Genomic DNA, 22253 nt, shown 5'->3' on the forward strand with positions numbered 1-22253 from the left:
ACTCCCGAACTGGGCGGCCGCGGGGGCGCGTGTGCGGGGGGCGGGGGCGGCCCCGGGGGTCCTCGCCGCCGTGCACGCCGGGGGGGCCGCACCCCCCCGGGCGGCCGCCGCGGCCGCGGCGGGCAGCCTGATCACCGTGATCGACAACTCGCACGCGGATTCGGTGGTCGAGATCGACCGGTCGGCCAACGTGCAGGCCGCCGGCCCCGGCACCGCGGGCAGCGACCACGACGGCAGCGCCGTCGAGGTGCTGGCCACGCTGGTCCGAGCGGCTCGCGACGGGGCCCGCGCGGACTAGGGCCGGGGTCGGGCCGGGCCCGGTGCCGCGAACAGCTCGGCCAGGGTGCGCCGGGCGACCTCGGCGAGCACCGGGTTCCTGCCGCCCCGGTAGTAGTGGACGGCCGTCAGGCCGAAGCACAGCGCCCAGCCCCGGCCCCGCAGCCAGGTCGCCGCGTCCGCGCCTGCGGCCTCCCGGAACGCCTGCCGGGGTCCGGCGGAGAACAGGGTCCAGGCCGGCATCAGGTCGCAGGCGGGGTCACCGGAGCCGGCCCCGCCGAAGTCGATGACGGCGCCGAGCCGGCCGTCGACCGCGAGCAGGTTGCCCGGCAGGAGGTCGGCGTGCACCCAGACCGGGTCGCCCTCCCACTGGGGCAGGGCCAGGGTCTCCTCCCACAGGGCGGTCGCGGCTGCGCCGTCCACGGTGCCGTCGGCCCCCAGGTCCGCGATGGCCTCCCGGACCCCCCGGTCCCGGCCCGCGAGCGGACCGCCGCGGAAGGACCGGGGCACGCCGGTGGCGTCGACCTCCCGGAGCGCCGCGACGAAGCCGCCGAGCGCGGCCGCGGTCCCGTACGGGTCGCCGGCCGGCGCGTCGAAGAGGTTCTCGCCCTCCAGCCAGCGGTAGACCGACCACGGGAAGCCGTAGCCCTCCCCCGGGACGCCCCGCTCCACGGGGACCGGCACGGACAGCGGCAGCCGGCCGGCCAGCCGGGGCAGCAGCCGGTGCTCCTTGTCGACCTGCCCGACGGCATCGGGGATGCGCGGAAGGCGTACGGCCAGTTCCCCGCCCAGCCGGTACATGGCGTTGTCGGTGCCGGCGGAGGGGACCTCGGTCACGGGCAGGTGTGCCCACTGCGGGAACTGCTCGGCGACGAGTCCGCGGACCAGGGCCGCATCGATGTGGACCTCGTCGGCGTGCATCGGGGTCTTGTTCGGCTGGGCGGTGGTCACGATCCTCCCGGTCTTCCCGTGTGTCGCGGGGTGCGGTCCTGCGGGACCCTATGCCGCCGCGGTTGCGGCGGGCCAGCGGATTTCCGGCACGGGCGACCGGGCGGCGGGCGGTCACCCGCTCCGGGGTGACCAAATGTCAAAATATGGACATGACACACGAGCTGACGGGTCATCGGTGGGACGAGCGGATCCGGGAACGGGTCGGGGAGACCGTCCGGCGGCTCGTGGAGTCGGGTGAGGAGACCGGCCTCCAGGTGGCCGTGTACGTGGACGGCGAGCAGGCCGCGGCCGTGCACGCGGGCACCGGCGGCCGGGTGGACGGGGTCCCGCCGCGCCCCCTCGCGCCGGACTCCCTGGTCCACAGCTTCTCGACCGGGAAGGGGTTCACCACGACGCTGGTCCATGTGCTGGCCGAGCGCGGGCTGATCGAGTACGACGCCCCGATCGCCCGGTACTGGCCGGAGTTCGGGGCGCGCGGCAAGGAACGGGCCACCGTGTGGCACGCGCTGACGCACACCCTGGGCACGCCCCAGCTGCCCGCACGGCTGACCCCGGCCGAACTGTGCGACTGGGACACCATGTGCGGGGTGGTCGCGGACCTGGAACCGCTGTGGGAACCGGGCACGGCGAGCGGCTACCACGGCTGGACGTTCGGCTGGATCCTCGGCGAGACCGTGCGCCGGATCACCGGCCTGACTCCGGGCGCGGCCCTGCGGGAGTACGTGTCCGGGCCGCTCGGGGTGGCCGACGAGATGTTCTTCGGCCTGCCGGAAGGGGCGGTGGGGCGCGCCGTACCGCTGGAGGAGGGCAACTGGGCGGCCCGGCTGGCGCACCTGCCGGAGTCGGCGCCGTTCCGCCGGTACGTGGTGCCGAACCCCGGGCTGTGGACCACCGCCGAGCTCGCGAACCGCCCGGACTACCTGCGCGCCGACCTGCCCGCGTGCGGTACGACGACGGCCCGGGCGGCCGCCCGGCTGTACGCGGCCCTGCTCGGCGAGGTGGACGGCGTGCGCCTGCTTCCCGCCGAGCGGGTGGAGCGGGCGGCGGCCGTGGCGGTCGAGGGCGAGGACCGGATACTGCTCGGCCGGTACGCCAAGGGGCTCGGCTGGTTCCTGGGGCTCCCCGCGATGGGCGGCGACCCGGCCTGCTTCGGGCACCAGGGCAGCGGCGGCAGCATCGCCTTCGCCGACCGGAGCCGTGGACTGTCCTTCGCACTGACCCGGACCCGGCTGGTCGGGGGCTCGGCGGACACCACGGCCCGATTGCTGGCCGCGGAGGTCCGGCCGCTGGTGCCTCGGGTGCGTTGAGCGGCCCGTGGAGGGGCAGACGCGGGACGACGGACGGGAGGGACGAGAGAAGAGATGACCGCGGAGAAGAAGGAAGAGAGGAGCCGCATGATGGCGAGCGAGGCGCAGTTCGAGAACCCGCCGCCCGTGCCGGAGGATCCGGACGCGCAGACGCCCGACCTGCCGGCGACGGGCCCGGACGACGCGGAGGAGGCCGACGTGGAGGAAGCCGCCGCGCCGGACCGCACGGACGAGGCGGCGGACCGGGCGGGCGGCGGGAGCGAGCACGCCGGCGGGGCGCACGGGCAGCCGGCCGGACCGGGCAACGCCCCGGCCCAGGAGCCCCCGGACTAGGGACCGGCAGAACGTCCTGGACCGGGCCTTCTGCAGCACCCTTTAGACGTAGCCGTAAGCGGCGAGGGTCGTCTGGATGTCGTTGTAGTACCACCACTCGTTCACGAACAGGGAGCCCCAGGAGTACCCCGCCTCGAACATGCTGTCGGCGTTCAGGGCCACGCCGAACCGGGCGAGGGCGATGTCGCCGCTGCCGTAATCGCTCCAATCGACCACCGTCCACGTGTTGGGGTCATGGCTCGTGGTGCCGTTGAGCGAACTCGACGTCCAGTTCACGTTCATGAGGGTGGAGTTCGCGATGAGACCCAGCTGGGTGTTTCCGCCCGCATTGGCCGTCACCGCGCCACGCACCTGGGTGCTCCCCGATTCCAGGCGCACCTTGCACGCCGTGCCCGCGCTGTCGCACGCCCTCCCGCGGAACACGTTCTGACCCGCCCCGCTGTCGATCCACGAGAACCCGTTGTGGATCAGCGCCTGCTTGGACGCCTCACCGAACCCGTCGGAGGCCGGGTCGGCGACCGCGATCCGGTTCCCGCTCGCCGCCAGCCAGCTCACCACGCCCGGGATCGACGTGGGCGCCCCGCCGGAGACCGGCGGCGCGTCACACCGGGGTGACTGCGGCCTGCCGTTGCCGCTGCCACTGGCGTCCGAGCCGAACGCGAGCCTCGGAGTGGCGCTGTTGGACGGGTCGGCACCCTTGGCCGCGCCCGCCCAGCTGCCGCTGCAGCTGTAGATCGCCAGCTGCCCGGTTCCCAGCCACGACTTGCTCCAGCCGGTGCCGTTGCACTCGACGGTCTCGCTCGCCGTGCACGTCCCGGCGTCCACGGTCGGGATGACCGCGTCCACGGCGGCTTCGTCGGCCCCCACGAGCGCGTCGATGTGCAAGGGCCCGTTTACGCAGTTGTTCGACGTACGGGGATTGCACGTGGTGAAGGGGCCGTAGCTCTTCAACTGCTGGACCAGGTTCCCCGGCGCGACCCCCCGCATCGTCGTCATGTCGATCGCCGGCTTGTTCCAGTACCCGTCGATCTGCGGTGTGGTCTTCGCCGTGAACGGCGTGAGCGAGTAGATGCCCGCGATGGTGCTCTTCATGTCCCTCACGGCGGGATACATGGGGGTCGCGACACCGACCCGCGAATCCATCGTGTCGGCGGATGCCGCCGGCGCCATGACGGCGAGCAGTGCCGTGGCGAGGGCACCGGCCGCGAAGGCGTTCCGTAAACGGCGCATCGCAGGGAGGCCCCATGGGGCGCTCCGGGCGCGCCTGGACTGTCGTCGCATCTGCTGCTCCTCATCGATCCGGTTCGCGGCGCCGGACGGGCACCCCGTGGGTGCAGGCACATGCCGGGAATCCCTGGGCATGTGCCAGGTTTTCGGCATGACAGCGCCGCACACGCCTGAATGGTGCTCACGCGGGAAGCCGGTAGTCAATGGTTGACGATCATGCTTGCCGCGGATGATCGCCACCGAGCCCGGGCACCCCGCCCGTCAGCGGACGCCGTGGGGGCGGAACTGGATGCTGATGCGGGGGCCGACGGCCCGGGCGGACTTGAGGACGGCGTGTTCCCAGGTGCGCTGGCAGGAGCCGCCCATCACGGCGAGGTCTCCGTGGCCGAGCGGCAGCCGCAGGGCGGCCTGGCCGCCACCGCGCGGGCGCAGGGCCAGTTCGCGCGGGTCGCCCACGGACAGGATGGCCACCATGGTGTCCTCGTGGGACGAGCGTCCGGTGCGGTCGCCGTGCCAGGCCACGCTGTCCCGGCCGTCGCGGTAGAAGCACAGCCCCGCGGTGGTGAAGGGCTCCCCCAGTTCGGCGGCGTAGTGCCGGGACAGAGCCTCGCGGGCCTCCGTCAGGACCGGGTGCGGCAGCGGGTCCCCGTCCCCGTAGAAGGCGAGCAGCCGGGGTACGTCGACGTCCTGCTCGTACATCCGGCGGCGCTCCGCGCGCCAGGGGACGCCGGCGGCGAGTTCCTCGAACAGAGCGTCGGAGCCGGTGAGCCAGCCCGGCAGGAGGTCCACCCAGGCTCCGCCGCCGAGTTCCTCGCGGCGCAGCCCGTGCAGCGGGGCGAGCCGGACGTCGTCGGTCTGGTCGAAGAGCGATCCCTGGAGTGGCGCGTGCATGCGTCCACGCTACTCCCCAATCCGAACACGTGCACGAATTTCGGGCGGCGGTGGTGGACGCTCCGGGGCTCCGGCAGGTTTGGAGCCCGCCACCACGGGCACCCGCGCGTCATGAACGACTTCCCCCAGGGCGGCGCCGTGAGCGCGCCCGCGGACGGCCGGTCCGACCACCGGCGCCCGCCCGTCGGAACGCCGGCCGAGACCGCCGCCCGGACGCCGCTCACCGAGCGGAAGGTCGACCTCGACCGGCTGGCCGAGGAGCACCTCGCATCGGCCCGGGCCGACGAGCACGGCCGCAGCGCCCTGCTGGTGCTGCGCGACGCCCCGCTGCGGCAGGCGGTCATCGCACTGACCGCCGGCACCCGGCTGGGGGAGCACAACGGCCCGCCGGCGGCATCGCTGCAGGTGCTGCGGGGCACCGCACAGGTGACCACCGAGGACGCGGTGGTCGAGCTGTCGGCGGGCGCCCTGCTGCTGCTGCCGGACGGGCGGCACTCGGTGGTCGGCGTGACGGACACGGCCCTGCTGCTCACGGCCGTCAATCCCTGACGCGGAAAGGCGGTCCGGGGCGGCGGTCGGCAGCGGCACCCCCGACCCGGGACGGCCGACGCGGCCGTTCGCCCCGGCCGCGGCGCCGCTACGAGAGCTTGCCGTCGTAGTCCGGGAGCTTGAAGGTGCGCTCGGCGTGGCCCCCGACGAGGTCGCTCTGCTTGTTGCCGATATTGGCGATGATCTTGTAGCCGCGGGCCTCGATCTCGGCGCGCTTGGCCGTCTTGTACGCGCTCACCTCGTCGAACAGGTCGGGCAGGTCCCGGACGTAGAGACCGGTGACCGGATAGCCGACCGCCTTGAGGTTGTACTGGGTGAGCGACTGGATGATGCCGGGGCGGGCGGTCACGAAGAAGATGGCGGCGCCGTGGGCGTGGGCGTACTGGACCAGGTCGCGGACCTTGGCGATGGCCGGGGTCGGGAAGGTCCAGAAGTAGTGGAAATCCGTCTCCAGCGAGGAGTTGTCGATGTCCAGGACGATCGCGGGCTTCTCGCCGGCCGGAGCGGCGGCCAGGCGCTGCTCGACGTAGGGGCGGGCCCCGTCGATCACCGTCGCCACGTCGCGCTGCCAGGTGCCGTAGTCGATGCCGAGGAGGGCGGCGTTGCCGCCCGGGGCCCAGGCCGTGGCCGTCGCGGCCGCCTCGGCCCGCTGCGGGGCGGGGGCCGCCTGGGCCGCGCCCGCCGGGACCAGGGCGAGGACGGCGGCCGCGGCCGTCACGGCGGCCGCGCCGGCGGCGGCGCGCGACGGGAGGGACGTACGGGAGGCACGGGGCGTGCGAATGCCGGGGTGGCGCATGGGGGGCTCCTCGATCAGCATGCGGATGGCATGGACACGTCCAGGGTTGAGCATGATCCAGCCACGTGTCTACCGGTCGGTAGGAAACTCTTCGTTGCCGCCCGGTGAACCCATGATCCAAAAGCCCCGAAGGGCCCGCGCCGGGCGAACGCCCGGCGCGGGAGGGGCATTTCGGCCCCGGGGGTCAGTCTCCTCGGGTCAGCCCTCGGATCAGTCCTCGCACTGCCCGGTGCGCGGACCGGTGGCCGTGACGCCGTCCAGCCGCGGGGCCGGGTCGTTGCCGGTGCAGCGCAGCGGGCCGGTCACCCTGGCCCCGGACAGCTCCACACCGCCGGTGTTCCGCTCCACGGTCACCGCGCCGACGACGGTGTTCGCCGCGCAGGCCTCGGCACCGTCGGCTCCGGTCCCGGCGAGCACCCGGCCGGTCGTACCGCCGATGGACAGCGGGCCGCTGACCGAGGTCCCGCAGACCGTCAGGGCGAGGGCGCCCTCGGCCGAGAAGGGGCCCGCGATCGCGGCACCGGTGACGGCCAGGGCTCCGCCCGCCTGGACCCGGACCGGGCCGGTCTGGGTGGCGCCGGCACCGATGCACAGCGCCTCTCCGGCGCCGACGGTCAGCGCACCGCGGTGGGAGCCGGTCAGGCACGGGCCGCTGAAGCCGACGGTGACGTCGGTGGGAGCGGCGGTGACGGCGGGCTCCAGGCCATCGGCGCCGGCGAACCGGGCGGTGAACGAGTGGGTGCCGGGCCGGAGCGTGCCGGTACGCAGCCGGGCCCGGCCGTTCTCCAGCGTCGCGGTGCCGAGCACGGCCTCGCCGTCGCGGAACTCCACCGTGCCGGACGGGGTGCCCGCGGCCGGGTTCGCCGCTTCGACGTCGGCGGTCAGGGTGACGGGGCGGCCGAAGAGCGGGGTGCCCTCGTCCGCGGCGAGCCGCACCGTGCTGCCGTAGCGGAAGCTGATCAGGGCCTTGCCGCCGCCGTGCTGCACGCCCGCCCGCAGGGAGGCGTCACGGACGGAGTCGGCCGTGTGGCCGCTGCCGCCGCCACCGCCGGCCGCGTACAGGTTGTCCGGGTTGCCGCCGCCGGAACCGCCGCCGCCGCCCTGCCAGCCGCCGCCACCCCCGCCGCCGCCGTTGCCGCCGCGGGCGCCGTTGCCGCCCGAGCCCCCGCTGCCGGGGTTGACGGTGCCGTACCAGTTGTCGATGTCGCCGCCGGGGGCCCCGGGGGCGCCGAGGTTGGAGTTGCGGGGGCCGCCGGCGCCGGCCGTGGCCTGGGTGCCGCCGCCGCCCGCGAGGCCGGAGCCCTCGGGACCGCCGCCCTGGCCGCCGGGCTCGCCCTCCGGGCCGCCGCCGTCTCCGCCGTGCAGCAGCGGACCGCCGTTGCCCGCTCCCCCGCCGGCTCCCGCGACCATCACCCGGTCGTAGGGGCCGAAGGCGCCGGTGCGGAGGTCGGTGGCGCCGCCGCCGGAGCCGCCGCCGCCGTGCGCACCACCACCGCCCGAGCCGTGTCCGTAGCCGCCCGGGCGGGCGTACTCGCCCTTCCGGGAGGAGCCGGGTATGCCCGCGGCGCCGACGGTCAGCTGGAGGGTCTGGCCGGGGGTGACGGCGAGGGTGCCACGGGTCTCGCCGCCGAGGCCGCCCGGGGCCCCCTCGTTCGGCGGGTTGGGGGCGACGAATCCGGCCGCGCTGCCACCCTCGGCCCCGTAGAGGGCGACGGTGACGGCGGTGACGCCGTCCGGGACGGTGAACACGTCGGTGCCGACGGCGTCGTAGCTGCAGGTGGGTGCGGCGCCGGTGGCCGCGGCGAGGACGCCGCGCGCACCGCAGGGGGAGGCGGCCGGGCTCGCCGGCTCCGCCGGGGCCGACTGGTCCGCCCCTTCGGCGGCGGCGGTCGCGGGCGTCAGCGCGGCGGCCAGGAGCACGGCCGCGGCGGCCGGCAGCAGCGGCCTGAACTTCTTCTTCACGAGCGGGGGTTGCCTTTCGAACGGGGCCCTGGGCCTCCGTCCGGGCACAGCACCGGGCGCCGGTGGGCGGCTCGGTCTGGTCCGGCGCGGGAGGCGGGGGGCCGGTGCCGGAGTCGGTGCGGGTGCGGCGCCGGTGTTCGGCGCGGGGAACGAGGGGGCGAACGGGGATGGGGTCGCCGGGAGCGCGGCGGACCGGAGAGGTGGAGCGGTCGCCACGCCACCCTGCACTCGGATGGCACCTGCGGACTGTAGCAGGGGATTCCAGCCGCATCCATGGCCTGAAGCAGCCCATTAACTCGCACATGCAAGGTTACCGGCGGGTCGCTCGCCGGCCGGTCCGGCGCCTGCCCTGATCCGGCCCGGTGCCGCTCCGATTCCGGTGCACTACCGGTCCGGTTCCGGTGTGCTGACCGGTCCGGTTCCGGTGTGCTGCCGGTCCGGTTCCGGTGTGCTGCCGGTCCGGTTCCGGTGTGCTGCCCGTCCGGTTCCGGCGTGCTGCCCGTCCGTACGCCGCGTCCGCGTTGCGCGCCGGTGGCCCCCGGGGCAGGGTCGGGAGGGGCCCGCCCGGAGGAGGACGACCATGCCCATCGCCACCGTGAACCCAGCGACCGGCCAGACCGTGCGCACCTTCGAACCCTTCGCCCCGGAAGTGGTCGAGCGCTGCCTCGGTGACGCCGCGACCGCCTTCACCGCCTACCGGACGACCTCCTTCGCGGAGCGTGCCGAGCTGCTCCGGCGCGCCGCCTCGCTGCTGGAAGAGGACGCCGAGGACGTCGCCCGGACGATGACCCTGGAGATGGGCAAGCCGATCGGGGCCTCCCGCGCCGAGGCGGCCAAGTGCGTCAAGGCGATGCGCTGGTACGCCGCCCACGCCGAGGAGCTGCTGCGGGACGAGCTGCCCGCCGAGGCCGACGTGCGCGACTCGGGCGCCTCGGCGGTCCGCGCCCACTACCGGCCGCTCGGGGCGGTGCTCGCCGTCATGCCGTGGAACTTCCCGCTCTGGCAGGTCGTACGGTTCGCCGCGCCCGCACTGATGGCCGGGAACGTGGGCCTGCTCAAGCACGCCTCCAACGTCCCGCAGACCGCCCTGTACCTGGGCGAGCTGTTCCACCGGGCCGGCTTCCCGCGCGGCTGCTTCCAGACCCTGCTGATCGGGTCGGGTGCGGTCGAGGCGGTGCTCCGCGACCCCCGGGTGGCCGCCGCGACCCTCACCGGCAGCGAGCCGGCCGGACGGGCGGTGGCCTCGGTGGCCGGCGACGAGGTCAAGAAGACGGTGCTGGAGCTCGGCGGCAGTGATCCCTACGTCGTGATGCCCTCGGCGGACGTGGCGGCCGCGGCCCGGACCGCGGTCACGGCCCGGGTGCAGAACAACGGCCAGTCCTGCATCGCCGCCAAGCGGTTCATCGTGCACGAGGACGTGTACGACGAGTTCGCCGAGCGGTTCACGGCCGGGATGGCGGCGCTCACCGTGGGCGATCCCATGGAGGAGTCCACCGACGTCGGGCCGCTGGCCAGCGAACAGGGCCGTGCGGACCTGGAGGAGCTGGTCGACGACGCGGTGGAGCACGGCGCCACCGTGCTGTGCGGGGGCCGGCGGCCGGCGGAACGGCAGCACGGGTGGTTCTACGAGCCCACGGTGCTGGCCGACATCACCCCGGTGATGCGCGTGGACCAGGAGGAGACCTTCGGGCCGGTGGCGACCCTGTACCGGGCGGCCAGTCTGGACGAGGCGGTGGAGCGGGCCAACCACACGCCGTTCGGGCTGAGTTCGAACGTGTGGACGCGGCGCGAGGAGGACGTCGCGCGGTTCGTCCGGGACCTGCAGGCGGGCGGGATCTTCGTGAACGGGATGACGGCCTCGCACCCGGCGCTGCCGTTCGGCGGGGTCAAGCGTTCCGGGTACGGGCGGGAGCTGTCCGGACACGGCATCCGCGAGTTCTGCAACATCACCACGGTGTGGCAGGCGGCGGACGGGTCCTGAAGACCGGTCACTCCCCGTCGGGCCGGACCGGCAGCCAGGCGATGCACTCCGAGTCGATCTGGTCGGCGACCTGGTACAGCGCGCCGGCCAGTGCGAGCACGGTCTCGGGCTCCAGGTCTCCCCCGGTCTCCTCCGCGGACCGGATCCACGCCGTGCCGAGCCGCCGGAGCAGTCCGGTGACCTCCTCCGCCGGGATCAGGAGCCTGCCGTCGGCGGCGGACATGGCTGACAGGGAGGTACTCATCGGCGAACCGCCTCCGTGGCCTGCGGACACTCTCGTACGCGTGCCGCGCTACTGCGCGGGTACCCGGACGGTCGGGCGCTAACCCCGGGCGCCCGGGCACACGGCCGGGGTCGGTACCGGTCAGCGGCTCGGCACCGGCGCGGCGGCGCGGCACAATCGGGGGGTGACCGATACCGATCCCTACCTGTGGCTGGAAGACGTGACCGGCGAGGCCGCGCTCGCCTGGGTCCGGGAACGCAATGCCGAGACCTCGGCCGCGTTCACCTCCGGGCCCGCCGGGCCGGCGTTCGCCCGGCTGACCGCCGAGGTGCGCGAGGTCCTGGACGACCCGGGCCGCATCCCTTACCTGCGCCGGCGGGGCCCGTACGCGTACTCGTTCTGGCAGGACCGCGACCGGGTGCGGGGCGTGTGGCGCCGTACCCCCCTCGCCCGGTACGACGCGGAGGATCCCGGCTGGGAGGTGCTGCTCGACCTCGACGCCCTGGCCGCCGAGGAGGGCGAGGACTGGGTGTGGGCCGGGGCGGACGTACTGTTCCCCGGGTACGGGCGGGCACTGGTGAGGCTGTCCCGGGGCGGCGGGGACGCGGTCACGGTCCGGGAGTTCGACCTGTCCGGCCGGTGTTTCGTCGCGGACGGCTTCCGGGTGCCCGAGGCCCGCACGACGATCGGGTGGATCGACGCGGACACCGTGTTCGTGGGCACCGACTTCGGCGAGGGCAGCCTCACCGCCTCCGGCTATCCGCGCACGGTGCGCCGCTGGCGCCGCGGGACCCCGCTGCACGAGGCGGTGACCGTGTACGAGGCCGCGGAGCGGGACGTGTCGGCCGCCGGCTGGCGCGACCCGACGCCCGGGTTCGAGCGGGACTTCGTGATCCGCCACGTCGATTTCTGGAACAGCGAGCTGTACCTGCTGGACGGGGACGGCGCGCCCGTCGCGCTGGACGTCCCCGCCCATGCCGACAAGCACGTCCACCGGCAGTGGCTGCTGGTGACCCCCAGGGAGCTCTGGCTGGGGCACCCGGCCGGCACCCTGCTCGCCTTCGGCCTGGACGCGTACCTCGCCGGCGGCCGGGACGCCACGGTGCTGTTCGCCCCGGACGAGCGCACCTTCCTGACCGGGTACGGCACCACCCGGAGCCACCTGGTGCTGGAGACCCTGGCCGACGTCTCCACCCGGCTGGAGGTGCTCACCCCCGGCCCGGACGGCTGGGCCCGGCGCCCGCTGGAGGGGGTCCCGCCGCTGTCCACCGCCACCGTCACCGGCACGGACCCGTACGCGGACGACGCGTACTTCCTGGACGTGACCGGCCCGCTGCAGCCGGCCACCCTGTACGCGGGCGAGCTCGGCACCGCCGCGGACCCCGGCGCCGCCCCGGACTCCGGCACCGCCGGGGTCACCCGCACCGCCGGCCCGCCCCCGGCGCACCGGGTGGTCAAGCGGGCCCCCTCCCACTTCGACCCCGCAGGGCTGTCGGTGCGCCAGTACTTCGCGGAGTCCGAGGACGGCACCCGGGTCCCCTACTCCGTGGTCGGCCCGGAGCACCGGGACGGCCCCGGCCCCGCCCTGCTCTACGGCTACGGCGGCTTCGAGTACTCCCTGACCCCGTCCTACCAGCCCGTCACCGGCCGGGCCTGGCTCGCCCGGGGCGGCACCCACGTGGTGGCCAACATCCGGGGCGGCGGCGAGTACGGCCCGGCCTGGCACCGGGCCGCGCGCGGCGCCGGCCGGGTGCGTTCCTTCCAGGACTTCGCGGCGGTCGCCCGTGACCTGGTGGCGCGCGGGCTCACCACGCCCGGCCTGCTCGGCATCGAGGGCGGCAGCAACGGCGGCCTGCTCGTCGGCGCGATGCTGGTCCGCCACCCGGAGCTGTTCGGCGCGGCCGTGGCGGCCGTGCCCGTACTGGACCTGCTGCGCTTCCACACCCTGCTGGCCGGGGCCTCCTGGACGGCCGAGTACGGCGATCCCGACGACCCCGCCGACCTGCCGCACCTGGCCGCCCTGTCCCCGTACCACCAGGCGGGGGCGGGCCGCCCGTATCCCCCGCTGCTGCTGCTCACCTCCACCCGGGACGACCGGGTGCACCCGGGGCACGCCCGGAAGATGGCGGCGCGGCTGCGGGAGCTCGGGCAGCCGGTGTACTTCCACGAGCACACCGGCGGCGGCCATGCGACGGCGAGCGACCACGCGCAGGCCGCGTTCAACGAGGCGCTCACCCACACCTTCCTGTGGCGCCACCTCGGCCCGCCGCCGGGCAAGGGGTGAGGCGGCCGGCGGCCGGCGCCCGCCCGGCCGGACCTCATCTGATGTAGCGTCAGAAACGTGGTGTACGGGTCTGGGAACCGCGGGGGCCGCGCGCTACTCTCCGCCGCATGATTTCCACGGTTGTCTGGGGTACCGGCAATGTCGGACGGGCGGCCGTCCGCGCCGTCGCGGCCCATCCGGGGCTGGAGCTCTCCGCCGTCCTGGTCTCCAATCCCGCCAAGGTCGGCCGTGACGCGGGAGCGCTGGCGGGGCTGGACCGGGAGCTGGGGGTGGCGGCGACCGACGACGTCGCCGCGGTGCTGGCGGCCGGGCCGCGGGCCCTGGTGTACGCGGGGTCCGGGGACATGCGGCCGGACGAGGCGCTGGCCGACATCGCCCGGGCGGTGCGCGCCGGGGCGGTGGTGGTGACGCCCGCGCTGTACCCGCTGTACGACCAGCGCAACGCCCCGCCGGAGTTCCGGGATCCGGTGCTGGCCGCGGTGGCGGAGGGCGGGGGTTCGCTGTTCGTCTCGGGGGTGGATCCGGGCTGGGGGAACGACGTACTGCCGCTCCTGGTCAGCGGGCTGGGCAGCGTGGTGGACGGGATCCGCTGCCAGGAGATCTTCGACTACTCCACCTACGAGCAGGAGGACTCGGTCCGCTACCTGGTCGGGATGGGGCAGCCCATGGACTACGTCCCGCCGATGCTCGTCGAGTCGGTGCCGACCATGGTGTGGGGCGGGCAGATCCGGCTGATGGCGCGGGCGCTGGGCGTCGAACTGGACGGGATCCGCGAGACCCTGGAGCGGCGGGCGCTGGAGTCGACGGTGACCACCCGCACCATGGGCGACTTCTCCGCGGGCACCCAGGGCGCGGTGCGCTTCGAGGTGCAGGGGATCGTCGGCGGCGAGCCGCGGATCGTCATCGAGCACGTGACGCGGATCCACCCGTCGTGCGCGCCGGACTGGCCGGTGCCGCCGGACGGGGCCGGGGCGCACCGGGTGGTCATCGAGGGCCGGCCCCGGATCGAGGTCACGGTGGAGGCCACCGACGAGGGCGAGAACCGGTCGGCGGGCGGCAACGCCACGGCGGTGGGGCGGCTGGTGGGAGCCATCGACTGGCTGGTGGAGGCGGAGCCGGGGCTGTACGACGCGCTGGACGTGCCGTTGCGGCCCGCAGTGGGGAAGCTCGGAAGGAGCGGATGACGGTGTTGCGGATCGACATTCCCGAGGGGAAGCATCCGATCGAGTACGTGTGGGGCGACATGGTCCCGGAGATCGGGGCGGCCGCGTCGAACTTCTCGCTCTCGGTGTACGCCCACACCACCCTGGGGCTGCGCGAGTTCGAGGCGGCGCGGCTGCGGATCGCGCAGATCAACGGATGCACGCTCTGCCAGGACTGGCGCACCGAGAAGGACGGCGAGAAGGTCGAGGAGGAGTTCGCCGGGGCGGTGGAGCAGTGGCGCACCACCGACCGGTTCGACGAACGCACCCGGCTGGCCGCGGAGTACGCGGAGCGGTACGCGCTGGACCCCCACGGTCTGGACGAGGAGTTCTGGGCGCGGATGACGGCGGCGTACGGCCAGGCGGAGATCGTGGAGCTGAGCATGAGCCTCGGCTCGTGGCTGGCCTTCGGCCGGCTCAACCACGTGCTGGGCCTCGACAGCGTGTGCGTACTGCCTTCGGGGTGACGTGCGCGAGGGGGCCGGCCGGTGCGACCGGCCGGCCCCCTCTCCACCTGCTCACGCGGTCACGGTGCGGCGCGTCACAGGTCGGTGGCGATGATGTGCTCGATGTTGCGTTCGGCGAGTGCGGTGATGGTGACGAACGGGTTGACCGTGGCGTTGCCCGGGATCAGCGCGCCGTCGATGACGTACAGGCCGGAGTAGCCGTGCAGGCGGCCGTGGTTGTCGGTGGCCCGGTCCAGGACCGCACCGCCGAGCGGGTGGTAGGTCAGGTGGTCGCCCCAGATCTTGTTGGTGCCGAAGAGGTCGGTGCGGTAGATCGTCCCCTCCTTCGCGTTGATCTTGTCGAAGATCGTCTTGGCCATGGCAATGGAGTCCTGCTTCCAGGCCCGCTGCCAGCTGAGGTCGACGGTGCCGGTGGCCGCGTTCCAGGTGAACTCGGCGCGGTGCGGGTTCTTGGTGATGGAGAGGTAGAAGGAGGCGTAGGTCTCGATGCCGGTGGGCAGCGGGGCGACCTCGGCGAAGGCGCCGCCCGCGTCCCAGTTGTCGATGCCGGCGGTGGGCATGGCGGACTGGAGCTTGCCGGTGGCGTCCCACATGTGGTTGGCCCGGCCGCACATCACGTTGCCGTTGTCGCCCCATCCCCTGCCGACCTCGTCGCTGAGGTCCGGGAGGGCTCCGGTGGCCTTGAGCCGGACCAGCAGCTTGCTCGTGCCGACGCTGCCGGCCGCGAAGAAGACGCGGTCGGCGGTGACCGTCTTGGTGGCGGTGACCGTCCCGGTCGTGTCGAGCTGTTCGAGGACGACCGTGTAGCCGCCGCCGGACGCGGCCGGGGTGACCGAGGTGACCCGGTGCAGGGGCGAGATCGCGACCCGGCCGGTGGCCTTCGCCTGGGCCAGATAGGTCTTCTGCATGTGCTTCTTGCCGGCGTTGTTGCCGTAGATGACCTCGCCGTCCAGGGCCGACTTGGGCACGGTGCCGGCGGCCTCCTGCTTCATGTAGTCCCAGTCGTAGACGTTGGGGACGAACACGAAGGGGAAGCCGGACCGCTGGGCGTGCTTGCGGCCCACCCGGGCGTACTGGTAGCAGGCGGCGGACTCCCACCAGGCGGGATCGACCTGGGTGACGCCCAGCCCGGCGTTGGCCCGCGGGTAGTAGACGTCGTACATCTCGGCGGGGTCGACGGTGGGCAGCACGGAGCCGAAGCGTTCCCGGCGGGGGGTGACGGCCATGCCGCCGTTCACCAGGGAGCCGCCCCCGACGCCGCGGCCCTGGTACACGGTGATGCCGGCGAACTCCTCGGCGTCCAGGATCCCGGTGTAGCGCGGTACGTCCTTGTCGAGCGGGAACCCGAGGAAGTTGCTCAGCGGCTGCTTGGTCCGGGTGCGGAGCCAGAAGGAGCGGTGGTCGGGCTTGGTGGTGTTGGCGAAGATCTTGCCGTCCGGGCCGGGGGTGTCCCAGGCCATGCCCATCTCGGCCATGTGGACGTCGACGCCGGCCCGGGCGAGCCGGAGCGCGGCGACGGAGCCGCCGTAACCGGTGCCGACGATCAGCACGGGGAGGCGGGCTCCGTTGTCGAGGCCCTGGACGACGGTGGGGACGGCCGCCGTGCGGGCATACGCGGCGGAGCCGTGGCCGGCGAGGGCCACGGCTCCGACAAGAGAACTCGTTCCAGCAAGAAATCCACGGCGGGACATCTCGCCGGATCCCTTGTTGCAGGGGGTTTTGTTGCCCATGTGGGCTTCCTCACTCTTGGCGGAAGAGGAACGAGTTCTACTGCCGCCCGTGAGGTAAGTCGATAGATACCAGTTGGTAACTTTTGTCTGTACCATCGCCCTTCGCGGGCGGACGGTCAGTTGCGGACGAGCACGACCGCGACGGCGAGGACGGTCGCGAGCGCCAGGGCCCCGATCCCGTAGACCATGCGGTGGTCCCGCAGCACCGGGACGTAGCGGTCCGCCGCGAACCGGCCGGGGCCGGCGATGGCCACGGCGGCCGCCGAGACGGCCAGCAGGGACTCGAACTCGATGCCCTGCTCGCCGAAGACGGAGCCGGTCCACTTGACGTCCATGGCGTTGATCATCACGCCGAAGATCCCGGCGGCGGCCAGCGGGGTGAGCAGCCCGACGATCAGCCCCAGGCCGCCCAGGGTCTCGGTCAGGCCCGCGATCAGCGCCATGGACTCGCCCGCCGGATAGCCGGCCTTGGTGAAGAACCCGCCGGTGCCCTCGATGCCGCCGCCGTCGAACCATCCGAACAGCTTCTGCACCCCGTGGACGAACATGATCAGCCCCACCGCGAGGCGGATGAGCAGCAGGCCCACGTCGTACGGGGTGCTGTCGGTCACGGTACGGGGCACACGGGCGAGGTCACTGGTGATCATCGCGATCTTTCTGGTGGGAGGGGAGGGGGAAGTGCCGGCGGGCCGACACGAGGGGGCGGTGGTCAGCCGAACTGGAGTGAGCGTTTGGCCAGGCCCATCCAGAAGCCGTCCACCGGGGTGCGCCGGACGCCGAGGTCGCCGGCGGCGTCCGCCGCGCCCAGCGTGACGAAAAGCGGGGCGAAATGCTCGGTACGCGGATGTGCGAGTCGGCCGGACGGGGAGGCGTGCTCGAAGTCGAGCAGGGCGTCCACGTCCCCGGCCGCCAGCGCCTCGCGGCCCCAGTCGTCGAACTCGGCGGACCAGCCGGGCACGCCGGGGCCCCGGTGGCGCAGGGCCGCGAGATTGTGGGTGAAGAAGCCGCTGCCGACGATCAGGACGCCCGCGTCGCGCAGCGGGGCGAGCCTGCGGCCGATGTCCATCAGCCGGCGCGGGTCCAGGGTGGGCATGGAGATCTGCAGGACCGGGATGTCGGCCCCGGGGAACATCTCCACGAGCGGGACGTACGCACCGTGGTCGAGACCGCGGTCCGGGATGTCCTGTACGGGGGTGCCGGGGGCGCGCAGCAGTTTGCGGACGTCCTCGGCGAGCCCGGGGGCGCCGGGGGCGTCGTACCGGACCCGGTAGTAGTGCTCCGGGAAGCCCCAGAAGTCGTGGACGAGCGGGACGCGCTCGGTGGCACCCAGGGCCAGCGGGGCCTCCTCCCAGTGGGCGGAGACCATGAGCACGGCGCGGGGCCGGGGCAGCCCGGCCGACCAGACGGCCAGCTGGCCGGGCCAGACCGGATCGTCGGCGAGCGGGGGCGCGCCGTGGCTGAGATACAGGGCCGGCATGCGGCCGGACCCGGGTGTGGTCATGACGGCGCTCCCTCGTTCCGGTGTTGTTCAAATTCAAACGACTACACCCACCGTAGCTCCGAGTTCGAATTTGAACAACTTCCCTTACCCTGGATCCATGACGGACACGGAGACGGGCACGGAGACGGGCACGGACATGGGCAAGGGCACGGAGCCGGGCGACCGGCTCGCCGACGCGGAGCCCAGATGGCTCGGCGACCACGAGATGCGGGCCTGGAAGGCGTTCCTGGCCGCCTCCGCGCTGCTGGGACGGCGCCTGGACCAGCAGCTGAGGACCGACGCGGGGCTCTCCCACGCGCAGTACGAGATCCTGGTGCGGCTGTCGGCGGCGCCGGAGGGCGAGCTGCGGATGACCGAGCTCGCGGACGCCCTGATCAACACCAAGAGCGGGCTGACGTACCAGGTCACCCAGCTGGAGAAGGCCGGCCTGGTGCGCCGCCGGAGCTGCCCCAGCGACGTGCGCGGGGTCTTCGCCGTGCTCACCGGGGCCGGGCGGCAGCGGCTGGCCGAAGCGGCGCCCGGGCACGTGGAGACGGTCCGGGAGCTGCTGATCGACGTGCTCACCCCGGAACAGCTCACGGCGGTGGCCGACGGCCTGGGCGAGGTGACCCGCCGGCTGCGGGAGTCCGGCGCCTGACCGGCCGGCACGGGCGGGGCGCCGCTCCCCGGCCCGTCGCCCGGGTCGGCCCCGGGGCATCTGCCCGGTCGTCATCGGCCCGCCGTCACGTCATCCGCCCGGTCGTCATCCGCCCGGCCGCGCAGCGGATGCCGGGCCGCGCGCGCCGCGTCAGGCTGCGGTCAACGGCACCACCGCACAGACGAGGACCGAGCCATGTCCCACCTCCGGCGTTTCGGGGTCATCACCGGAGCGGCACTGCTGCTGCTCACCGCCACCGCCTGCTCGGCCGGCAAGACCACCACGGGCACCCTGACCTTCCGCGCCCACGACTCACCGCTCGAGCTCACCTACTCGAACACCCCGGTCCAGGGCTGCCACCGGATCGCCCTGCCGCACGGCGCCGCCCACGTCGAGAACAACACGCTCGTCGACATCGTCCTGTACCGGACCCCGGAGTGCCAGAAGGGCGAGAAGGCGCCCGGGATCTACGTCGCGACCTCGCTGTCCAACGTCACGGCGCCCGACAGCCTGCCCTGGCGCAGTTTCAGCGTGGTCGGCAGCTGAGCCGCCGGTGCCCCCACGACCGGCGGCTCAGCCCACCGGCCCCAGGGCCCAGTCGCTGAACCGGGCGGTGCCGCGGGCCCCGGTGCCGGCGTTGGCCGCGGTCATGAACAGCCCCGCGTCCTGGGCCGCCGCCGCGCCCGGGACGCTCACCGTGGCCACGGTCCGCCAGGTGCCTCCCCCGTCGGCCGAGCACTCGGCGGTGAACCCGGTCCCGGAATGCCGGGTCAGCCGCAGCAGCGCGGGGGCCGCGAGGCCGGAGATCCGGCGCAGCGCGTCCAGGGTGCCGTCGCCCGTGCTGTCCCAGGAGAGCACGATGCCCTGTGACGGGGTGGTGGCCAGGTTGAGGAACCCGGCGGAGCCCGGCCGGTCCAGCCGGTTGCGTACGACGATGCCCGCGCGGGCCCAGCCGCCGGTCGCGTCCTGGGCGTCCACGCGCAGCCGGACGGTGGTCCCCGGGGTGAGGGCGGCCGGCCGGTAGGCGGTGCCGAACTGCTCCAGGTTCCGCCACAGGTCCTCGCCGGCGCCGCTGATCGCGAAGCGCCGGCCGGTCTGTCCGAACACCGCCGCGTTGCTCGTACGGGTCCGCCAGCCGGGGTCGAGCGGGGCGGCCAGCAGCAGACTGCCGCGCTGGGTGACGGTGACCGGGGAGCGGTCCTCCGGCCCGTAGCGGGCCGTCACCCGGAGGGCGTACGGGAGCGGTTGCAGGGGTTCGGCGGCCGGTCCGAGCGGCGCACTGATCCGCCAGGAGGCGCGCACGGTGCCGCCCGGGGCGACGGGCCCGGCCGGCGGGAGGGTGAGCGGGGTGGCCTCGGCGATGCCTTCGGGCCCCTCCAGGACGAGGCCGACCGGGCCGGTGGCACGCAGCCCGTTGTGGTTGCGGAAGGCGGCGGTGAGGGTGGCGGTGCCGCCCGGCGGGAGGGTGCGCGGTTCCAGGGTGAGGGTGGTGAAGCCCTGGTAGGGGGCGTCGGCGAGGGTGTCGTACACGGTGCGGGCGGTGCGGTACGCGTCGCCGGTGGGGCGGACCGGGTGGCGGCGGCCGCGTTCGGCGGTCCACTCCTCCTCCCGCGGGTAGAAGTCGAAGGCGGCCGGGTCCCGGTCCTGCTCCAGGGCCGCGGTGTGCTCCCGCAGGTACTCCTCCCACTGTGGCAGGTGCAGGTCCGCGATCAGGCCGTGCCAGTCGCGGCCCGCGTAGTTGTTGAGGGTGGTCGCGGCCGGCCGGTCGGCCCAGGTGGTGATCAGCGCGCGGGCGGTGCGTTCGAGGGCGGCGGCCTCCGCGGGGCCGGTGGCGAACCGTTTGGCGGCCTCCAGCCAGGGGCCGAGCAGGAAGTCGCGGTGGCAGCCGGCCGTGGTGTCGGCCAGCCGCATCAGCTTGAGCCAGAGCGCGGCCACCGGGCGGAACGCCTCGGCGTCCCGGCTCAGCCAGGCGGTGCGCAGCACCTGGTGGAGGGTGCGGGAGCGGTTGGCCAGGGCCTGGCGGGCCAGGTCGGTCAGGTCGCGCCGGTAGGCGTCGGAGTCCCGCAGGGCGGGTGCCACGGCGAGCAGGGCGGCGAAGGCCCGGTCGGAGCCGGCCGGGTCGAAGGCGGTGGCGGAGGAGGAGTACAGCCTCGGGCGGCGGGTGAAGAGGGAGTCGTGGGGGCGTCCGTCACGGCTGGTCAGCCGGTAGGCGGTGGCCGCGAGCGCGGCGAGGGCGGTACGGGCGGCCGGGTCCGGGGCGCCGTAGCGGAAGTCGGCGTACCCGGCGAACCAGGCGGCCCGGTCGACGGGCTCCTCCCGCCAGGCGAGTTCACCGAACAGCTCGAAGGCGGCGGCGTCGCGGCCGGTGGCCTCGGGCATCCAGGCGGTACCGGTGCAGGCGCTGCCCGGCTTGTCGCGCCAGGCGGGGAACCTGCCCGTCCAGCGGTCGGTGTTGGCGCCGAGGGTGGTACGGCCGCCGAAGTTGGGGATCGTGCCGAAGGCGTACGGGGTGCCGCCCCAGTCCCGGTCCCGGTCGGTGACGGCGTCGACGTCCGACAGTCCGTCCACGATCAGCAGGCGGCTCCTGTCCACGGCGTCGAGGAGGGCGGGCAGCGGGTTGTGCTGCCAGCCGAGCAGCACCCAGGTGGCGCCCGGGTGGGCGGTGTGCAGGGCGCGCTCCACGGCGCGGGCGGCGTCGGCGACCGGGACGTCTCCGGGGGTGCCGCCCTCGTGCAGCAGGTCCATCTTGAAGTGGTCGGCGTCGCCGAGGAGTTCCCGCTGGTGCCGGTAGAAGGAGGCGGCCGCCTCGGCGAACGGCGGGGTGCGGGGGTCGAGCCAGTCGGGGCGGCGCAGCCCGCACCACGTGCCCTGCGGGACCACCCGGGCGGTGGGGTGGCGGTCGGTGAACCCGTCGGGGACGGTGCCGAACCAGCCCGGCAGCACCGGCCGCATGCCGTACGAGCGGAGCCGGTCGGTGATCCTGCGGCCGAGTTCGGCCCGGCGGGCGATGAGCGCGGCCGACAGCGGGCCGCCGTAGCCGCTGAGGTTCTGCAGCAGCCACCAGGGCTGGTGGGAGGGGGCGGGCAGCCAGGCGCGGGCCTCGGCGTCGGTGTAGCCGCAGTCCAGCAGGAGGCGGCGGTAGACGGCCTCCTGGCCGACGGTGACCAGGACCTGGTTGAAACCGTGCAGGGCCAGGTCGTCGATCAGCCGCTCCCAATGCGCCCAGTCGGCATAGGGGCCGGTGTACCCGTCGTGGGTGTCGTTGAGGGCGAAGCGGTTCGGGACGGTGGCCGACCGCTCCAGCGGCTCGTCCGGAGCGGGCAGTACGGCGGGCAGGTCGGGCGGTCCGCCGGACGGGGAGAGCTGCGCCCGGCAGACGTACTTGAGGTACCAGTGGAGCCCGGTCAGGAGGGCGGCCGGGGCGGTGCCGGTGATCTCGATCCGGCCGGTGGTGCCGGTGACCTCGAACCGGTCGCGGCCGCCCGGCCCGGCGGGGTCGAGCCGGAGGACGAACTGGGTGGCGTGGTGCGGCAGCAGGCGGTGGAGCGCCCCGTGCGCGGCGGCGGTCGCTGCCGCGGTCCCGGCGGCCGGGCGGGGCGCGCCGGGCTCCGGGGACGGGGCGGGTTCCGGTGCCGGGCCGGGGAGGGCGGCCGCAGGGGCTGCGAGTCCGGGCAGGCCCGCGGACAGGCCCGCCACCCCGGCCGCGCCGAGCAGGGCACGCCTCGACAGCACGTCCATCGGTGTTCTCCGTGGTGCTCGGGCGGCGTCCGGGACGCCGGGGGGCAACGGGCTCCTGCGGAGCGCAGGTTATCGGCACGGATCGGGATATCAGGGGCGATACGGCCGGGACACGGGCAGCGGGGTGCCGAGGCCGGCCATCCGGTCCGCGCGGCAGCGCGGAGCGCGGATGCGAGGGCGGGGCGGCGTCCGCCCGGG

At 74.4% G+C, this 22253-nt stretch carries 20 protein-coding genes; 10 read left to right on the forward strand and 10 right to left on the reverse strand.

Going from position 1 to position 22253, the window contains the following annotated elements; all coding sequences use genetic code 11:
- On the forward strand, nucleotides 1–298 hold a 298-nt coding region (locus AB0O36_RS28040), incomplete at its 5' end, for a hypothetical protein (protein ID WP_365115016.1).
- Here the strand turns inward: AB0O36_RS28040 and AB0O36_RS28045 are convergent.
- A complete protein-coding gene (locus AB0O36_RS28045) occupies nucleotides 295–1197 on the reverse strand; it encodes an aminoglycoside phosphotransferase family protein (protein WP_365115123.1) in 903 nt (300 codons plus the stop codon). The genes AB0O36_RS28040 and AB0O36_RS28045 overlap by 4 nt on opposite strands.
- A gap of 179 nt (nucleotides 1198–1376) precedes the next feature.
- Between AB0O36_RS28045 and AB0O36_RS28050 the strand changes: the two genes are divergently transcribed.
- Both AB0O36_RS28050 and AB0O36_RS28055 read left to right on the forward strand, forming a co-directional pair.
- Complete coding sequence (locus tag AB0O36_RS28050; protein WP_365115017.1) at nucleotides 1377–2534, forward strand: serine hydrolase domain-containing protein; 1158 nt, start codon at nucleotides 1377–1379, stop codon at nucleotides 2532–2534.
- Between the two features lie 54 nt (nucleotides 2535–2588).
- Complete coding sequence (locus tag AB0O36_RS28055) at nucleotides 2589–2867, forward strand: hypothetical protein (RefSeq protein ID WP_365115019.1); 279 nt, start codon at nucleotides 2589–2591, stop codon at nucleotides 2865–2867.
- A 42-nt stretch (nucleotides 2868–2909) separates the two neighbouring features.
- Here AB0O36_RS28055 and AB0O36_RS28060 read toward each other — a convergent pair whose 3' ends face one another.
- Nucleotides 2910–4097: a hypothetical protein gene (locus AB0O36_RS28060; protein ID WP_365115020.1), complete on the reverse strand. Its 1188-nt coding sequence runs from the start codon at nucleotides 4095–4097 to the stop codon at nucleotides 2910–2912.
- A gap of 258 nt (nucleotides 4098–4355) precedes the next feature.
- Nucleotides 4356–4985, reverse strand: a complete 630-nt coding sequence (locus AB0O36_RS28065; protein ID WP_365115022.1) for an alpha-ketoglutarate-dependent dioxygenase AlkB — start codon at nucleotides 4983–4985, stop codon at nucleotides 4356–4358.
- 249 nt (nucleotides 4986–5234) lie between these two features.
- On the opposite strand from AB0O36_RS28065, the gene AB0O36_RS28070 reads away from it, so the two are divergent.
- A complete protein-coding gene (locus AB0O36_RS28070) occupies nucleotides 5235–5534 on the forward strand; it encodes a cupin (protein WP_365115125.1) in 300 nt (99 codons plus the stop codon).
- An 88-nt stretch (nucleotides 5535–5622) separates the two neighbouring features.
- Here AB0O36_RS28070 and AB0O36_RS28075 read toward each other — a convergent pair whose 3' ends face one another.
- Nucleotides 5623–6330, reverse strand: a complete 708-nt coding sequence (locus AB0O36_RS28075; RefSeq protein ID WP_365115024.1) for an HAD family acid phosphatase — start codon at nucleotides 6328–6330, stop codon at nucleotides 5623–5625.
- Between the two features lie 210 nt (nucleotides 6331–6540).
- Nucleotides 6541–8292: an Ig-like domain-containing protein gene (locus AB0O36_RS28080; RefSeq protein WP_365115026.1), complete on the reverse strand. Its 1752-nt coding sequence runs from the start codon at nucleotides 8290–8292 to the stop codon at nucleotides 6541–6543.
- A 580-nt stretch (nucleotides 8293–8872) separates the two neighbouring features.
- Here AB0O36_RS28080 and AB0O36_RS28085 point away from each other — a divergent pair.
- A complete protein-coding gene (locus AB0O36_RS28085; protein WP_365115027.1) occupies nucleotides 8873–10273 on the forward strand; it encodes an NADP-dependent succinic semialdehyde dehydrogenase in 1401 nt (466 codons plus the stop codon).
- 7 nt (nucleotides 10274–10280) lie between these two features.
- On the opposite strand, the gene AB0O36_RS28090 is transcribed toward AB0O36_RS28085, so the two are convergent.
- Complete coding sequence (locus AB0O36_RS28090; RefSeq protein ID WP_365115029.1) at nucleotides 10281–10517, reverse strand: DUF6213 family protein; 237 nt, start codon at nucleotides 10515–10517, stop codon at nucleotides 10281–10283.
- Nucleotides 10518–10680: 163 nt separating this feature from the next.
- On the opposite strand from AB0O36_RS28090, the gene AB0O36_RS28095 reads away from it, so the two are divergent.
- The 3 genes from AB0O36_RS28095 (at nucleotide 10681) to AB0O36_RS28105 (ending at nucleotide 14449) form a co-directional block, all read left to right on the forward strand.
- A complete protein-coding gene (locus AB0O36_RS28095; protein ID WP_365115031.1) occupies nucleotides 10681–12780 on the forward strand; it encodes a prolyl oligopeptidase family serine peptidase in 2100 nt (699 codons plus the stop codon).
- A 107-nt stretch (nucleotides 12781–12887) separates the two neighbouring features.
- The gene (locus tag AB0O36_RS28100) at nucleotides 12888–13964 is read left to right on the forward strand and encodes a dihydrodipicolinate reductase (RefSeq protein WP_365115033.1); all 1077 of its coding nucleotides are present in this window, start codon (nucleotides 12888–12890) and stop codon (nucleotides 13962–13964) included.
- Nucleotides 13965–13969: 5 nt separating this feature from the next.
- Nucleotides 13970–14449 (forward strand): carboxymuconolactone decarboxylase family protein, encoded by a 480-nt coding sequence (locus tag AB0O36_RS28105; protein ID WP_365115126.1) that lies wholly within the window; start codon nucleotides 13970–13972, stop codon nucleotides 14447–14449.
- Between the two features lie 74 nt (nucleotides 14450–14523).
- Here AB0O36_RS28105 and AB0O36_RS28110 read toward each other — a convergent pair whose 3' ends face one another.
- From AB0O36_RS28110 to AB0O36_RS28120, 3 genes are all read right to left on the reverse strand, one after another.
- Complete coding sequence (locus tag AB0O36_RS28110) at nucleotides 14524–16179, reverse strand: GMC oxidoreductase (RefSeq protein WP_365115035.1); 1656 nt, start codon at nucleotides 16177–16179, stop codon at nucleotides 14524–14526.
- Between the two features lie 116 nt (nucleotides 16180–16295).
- Nucleotides 16296–16826 (reverse strand): DoxX family protein, encoded by a 531-nt coding sequence (locus AB0O36_RS28115; RefSeq protein ID WP_365115037.1) that lies wholly within the window; start codon nucleotides 16824–16826, stop codon nucleotides 16296–16298.
- Nucleotides 16827–16888: 62 nt separating this feature from the next.
- Nucleotides 16889–17680 (reverse strand): class III extradiol ring-cleavage dioxygenase, encoded by a 792-nt coding sequence (locus AB0O36_RS28120; protein WP_365115039.1) that lies wholly within the window; start codon nucleotides 17678–17680, stop codon nucleotides 16889–16891.
- A gap of 205 nt (nucleotides 17681–17885) precedes the next feature.
- On the opposite strand from AB0O36_RS28120, the gene AB0O36_RS28125 reads away from it, so the two are divergent.
- Both AB0O36_RS28125 and AB0O36_RS28130 read left to right on the forward strand, forming a co-directional pair.
- A complete protein-coding gene (locus tag AB0O36_RS28125; RefSeq protein ID WP_365115128.1) occupies nucleotides 17886–18317 on the forward strand; it encodes a MarR family transcriptional regulator in 432 nt (143 codons plus the stop codon).
- A 195-nt stretch (nucleotides 18318–18512) separates the two neighbouring features.
- Nucleotides 18513–18863, forward strand: a complete 351-nt coding sequence (locus tag AB0O36_RS28130; RefSeq protein ID WP_365115040.1) for a hypothetical protein — start codon at nucleotides 18513–18515, stop codon at nucleotides 18861–18863.
- Nucleotides 18864–18890: 27 nt separating this feature from the next.
- Here the strand turns inward: AB0O36_RS28130 and AB0O36_RS28135 are convergent, their stop codons facing one another.
- A complete protein-coding gene (locus AB0O36_RS28135) occupies nucleotides 18891–22055 on the reverse strand; it encodes an alpha-N-acetylglucosaminidase (protein ID WP_365115042.1) in 3165 nt (1054 codons plus the stop codon).
- Between the last annotated feature and the right edge of the window lie 198 nt (nucleotides 22056–22253).

The sequence above is a fragment of the Streptomyces sp. NPDC089799 genome (assembly GCF_040684755.1).
GTDB lineage: Bacteria > Actinomycetota > Actinomycetes > Streptomycetales > Streptomycetaceae > Streptomyces.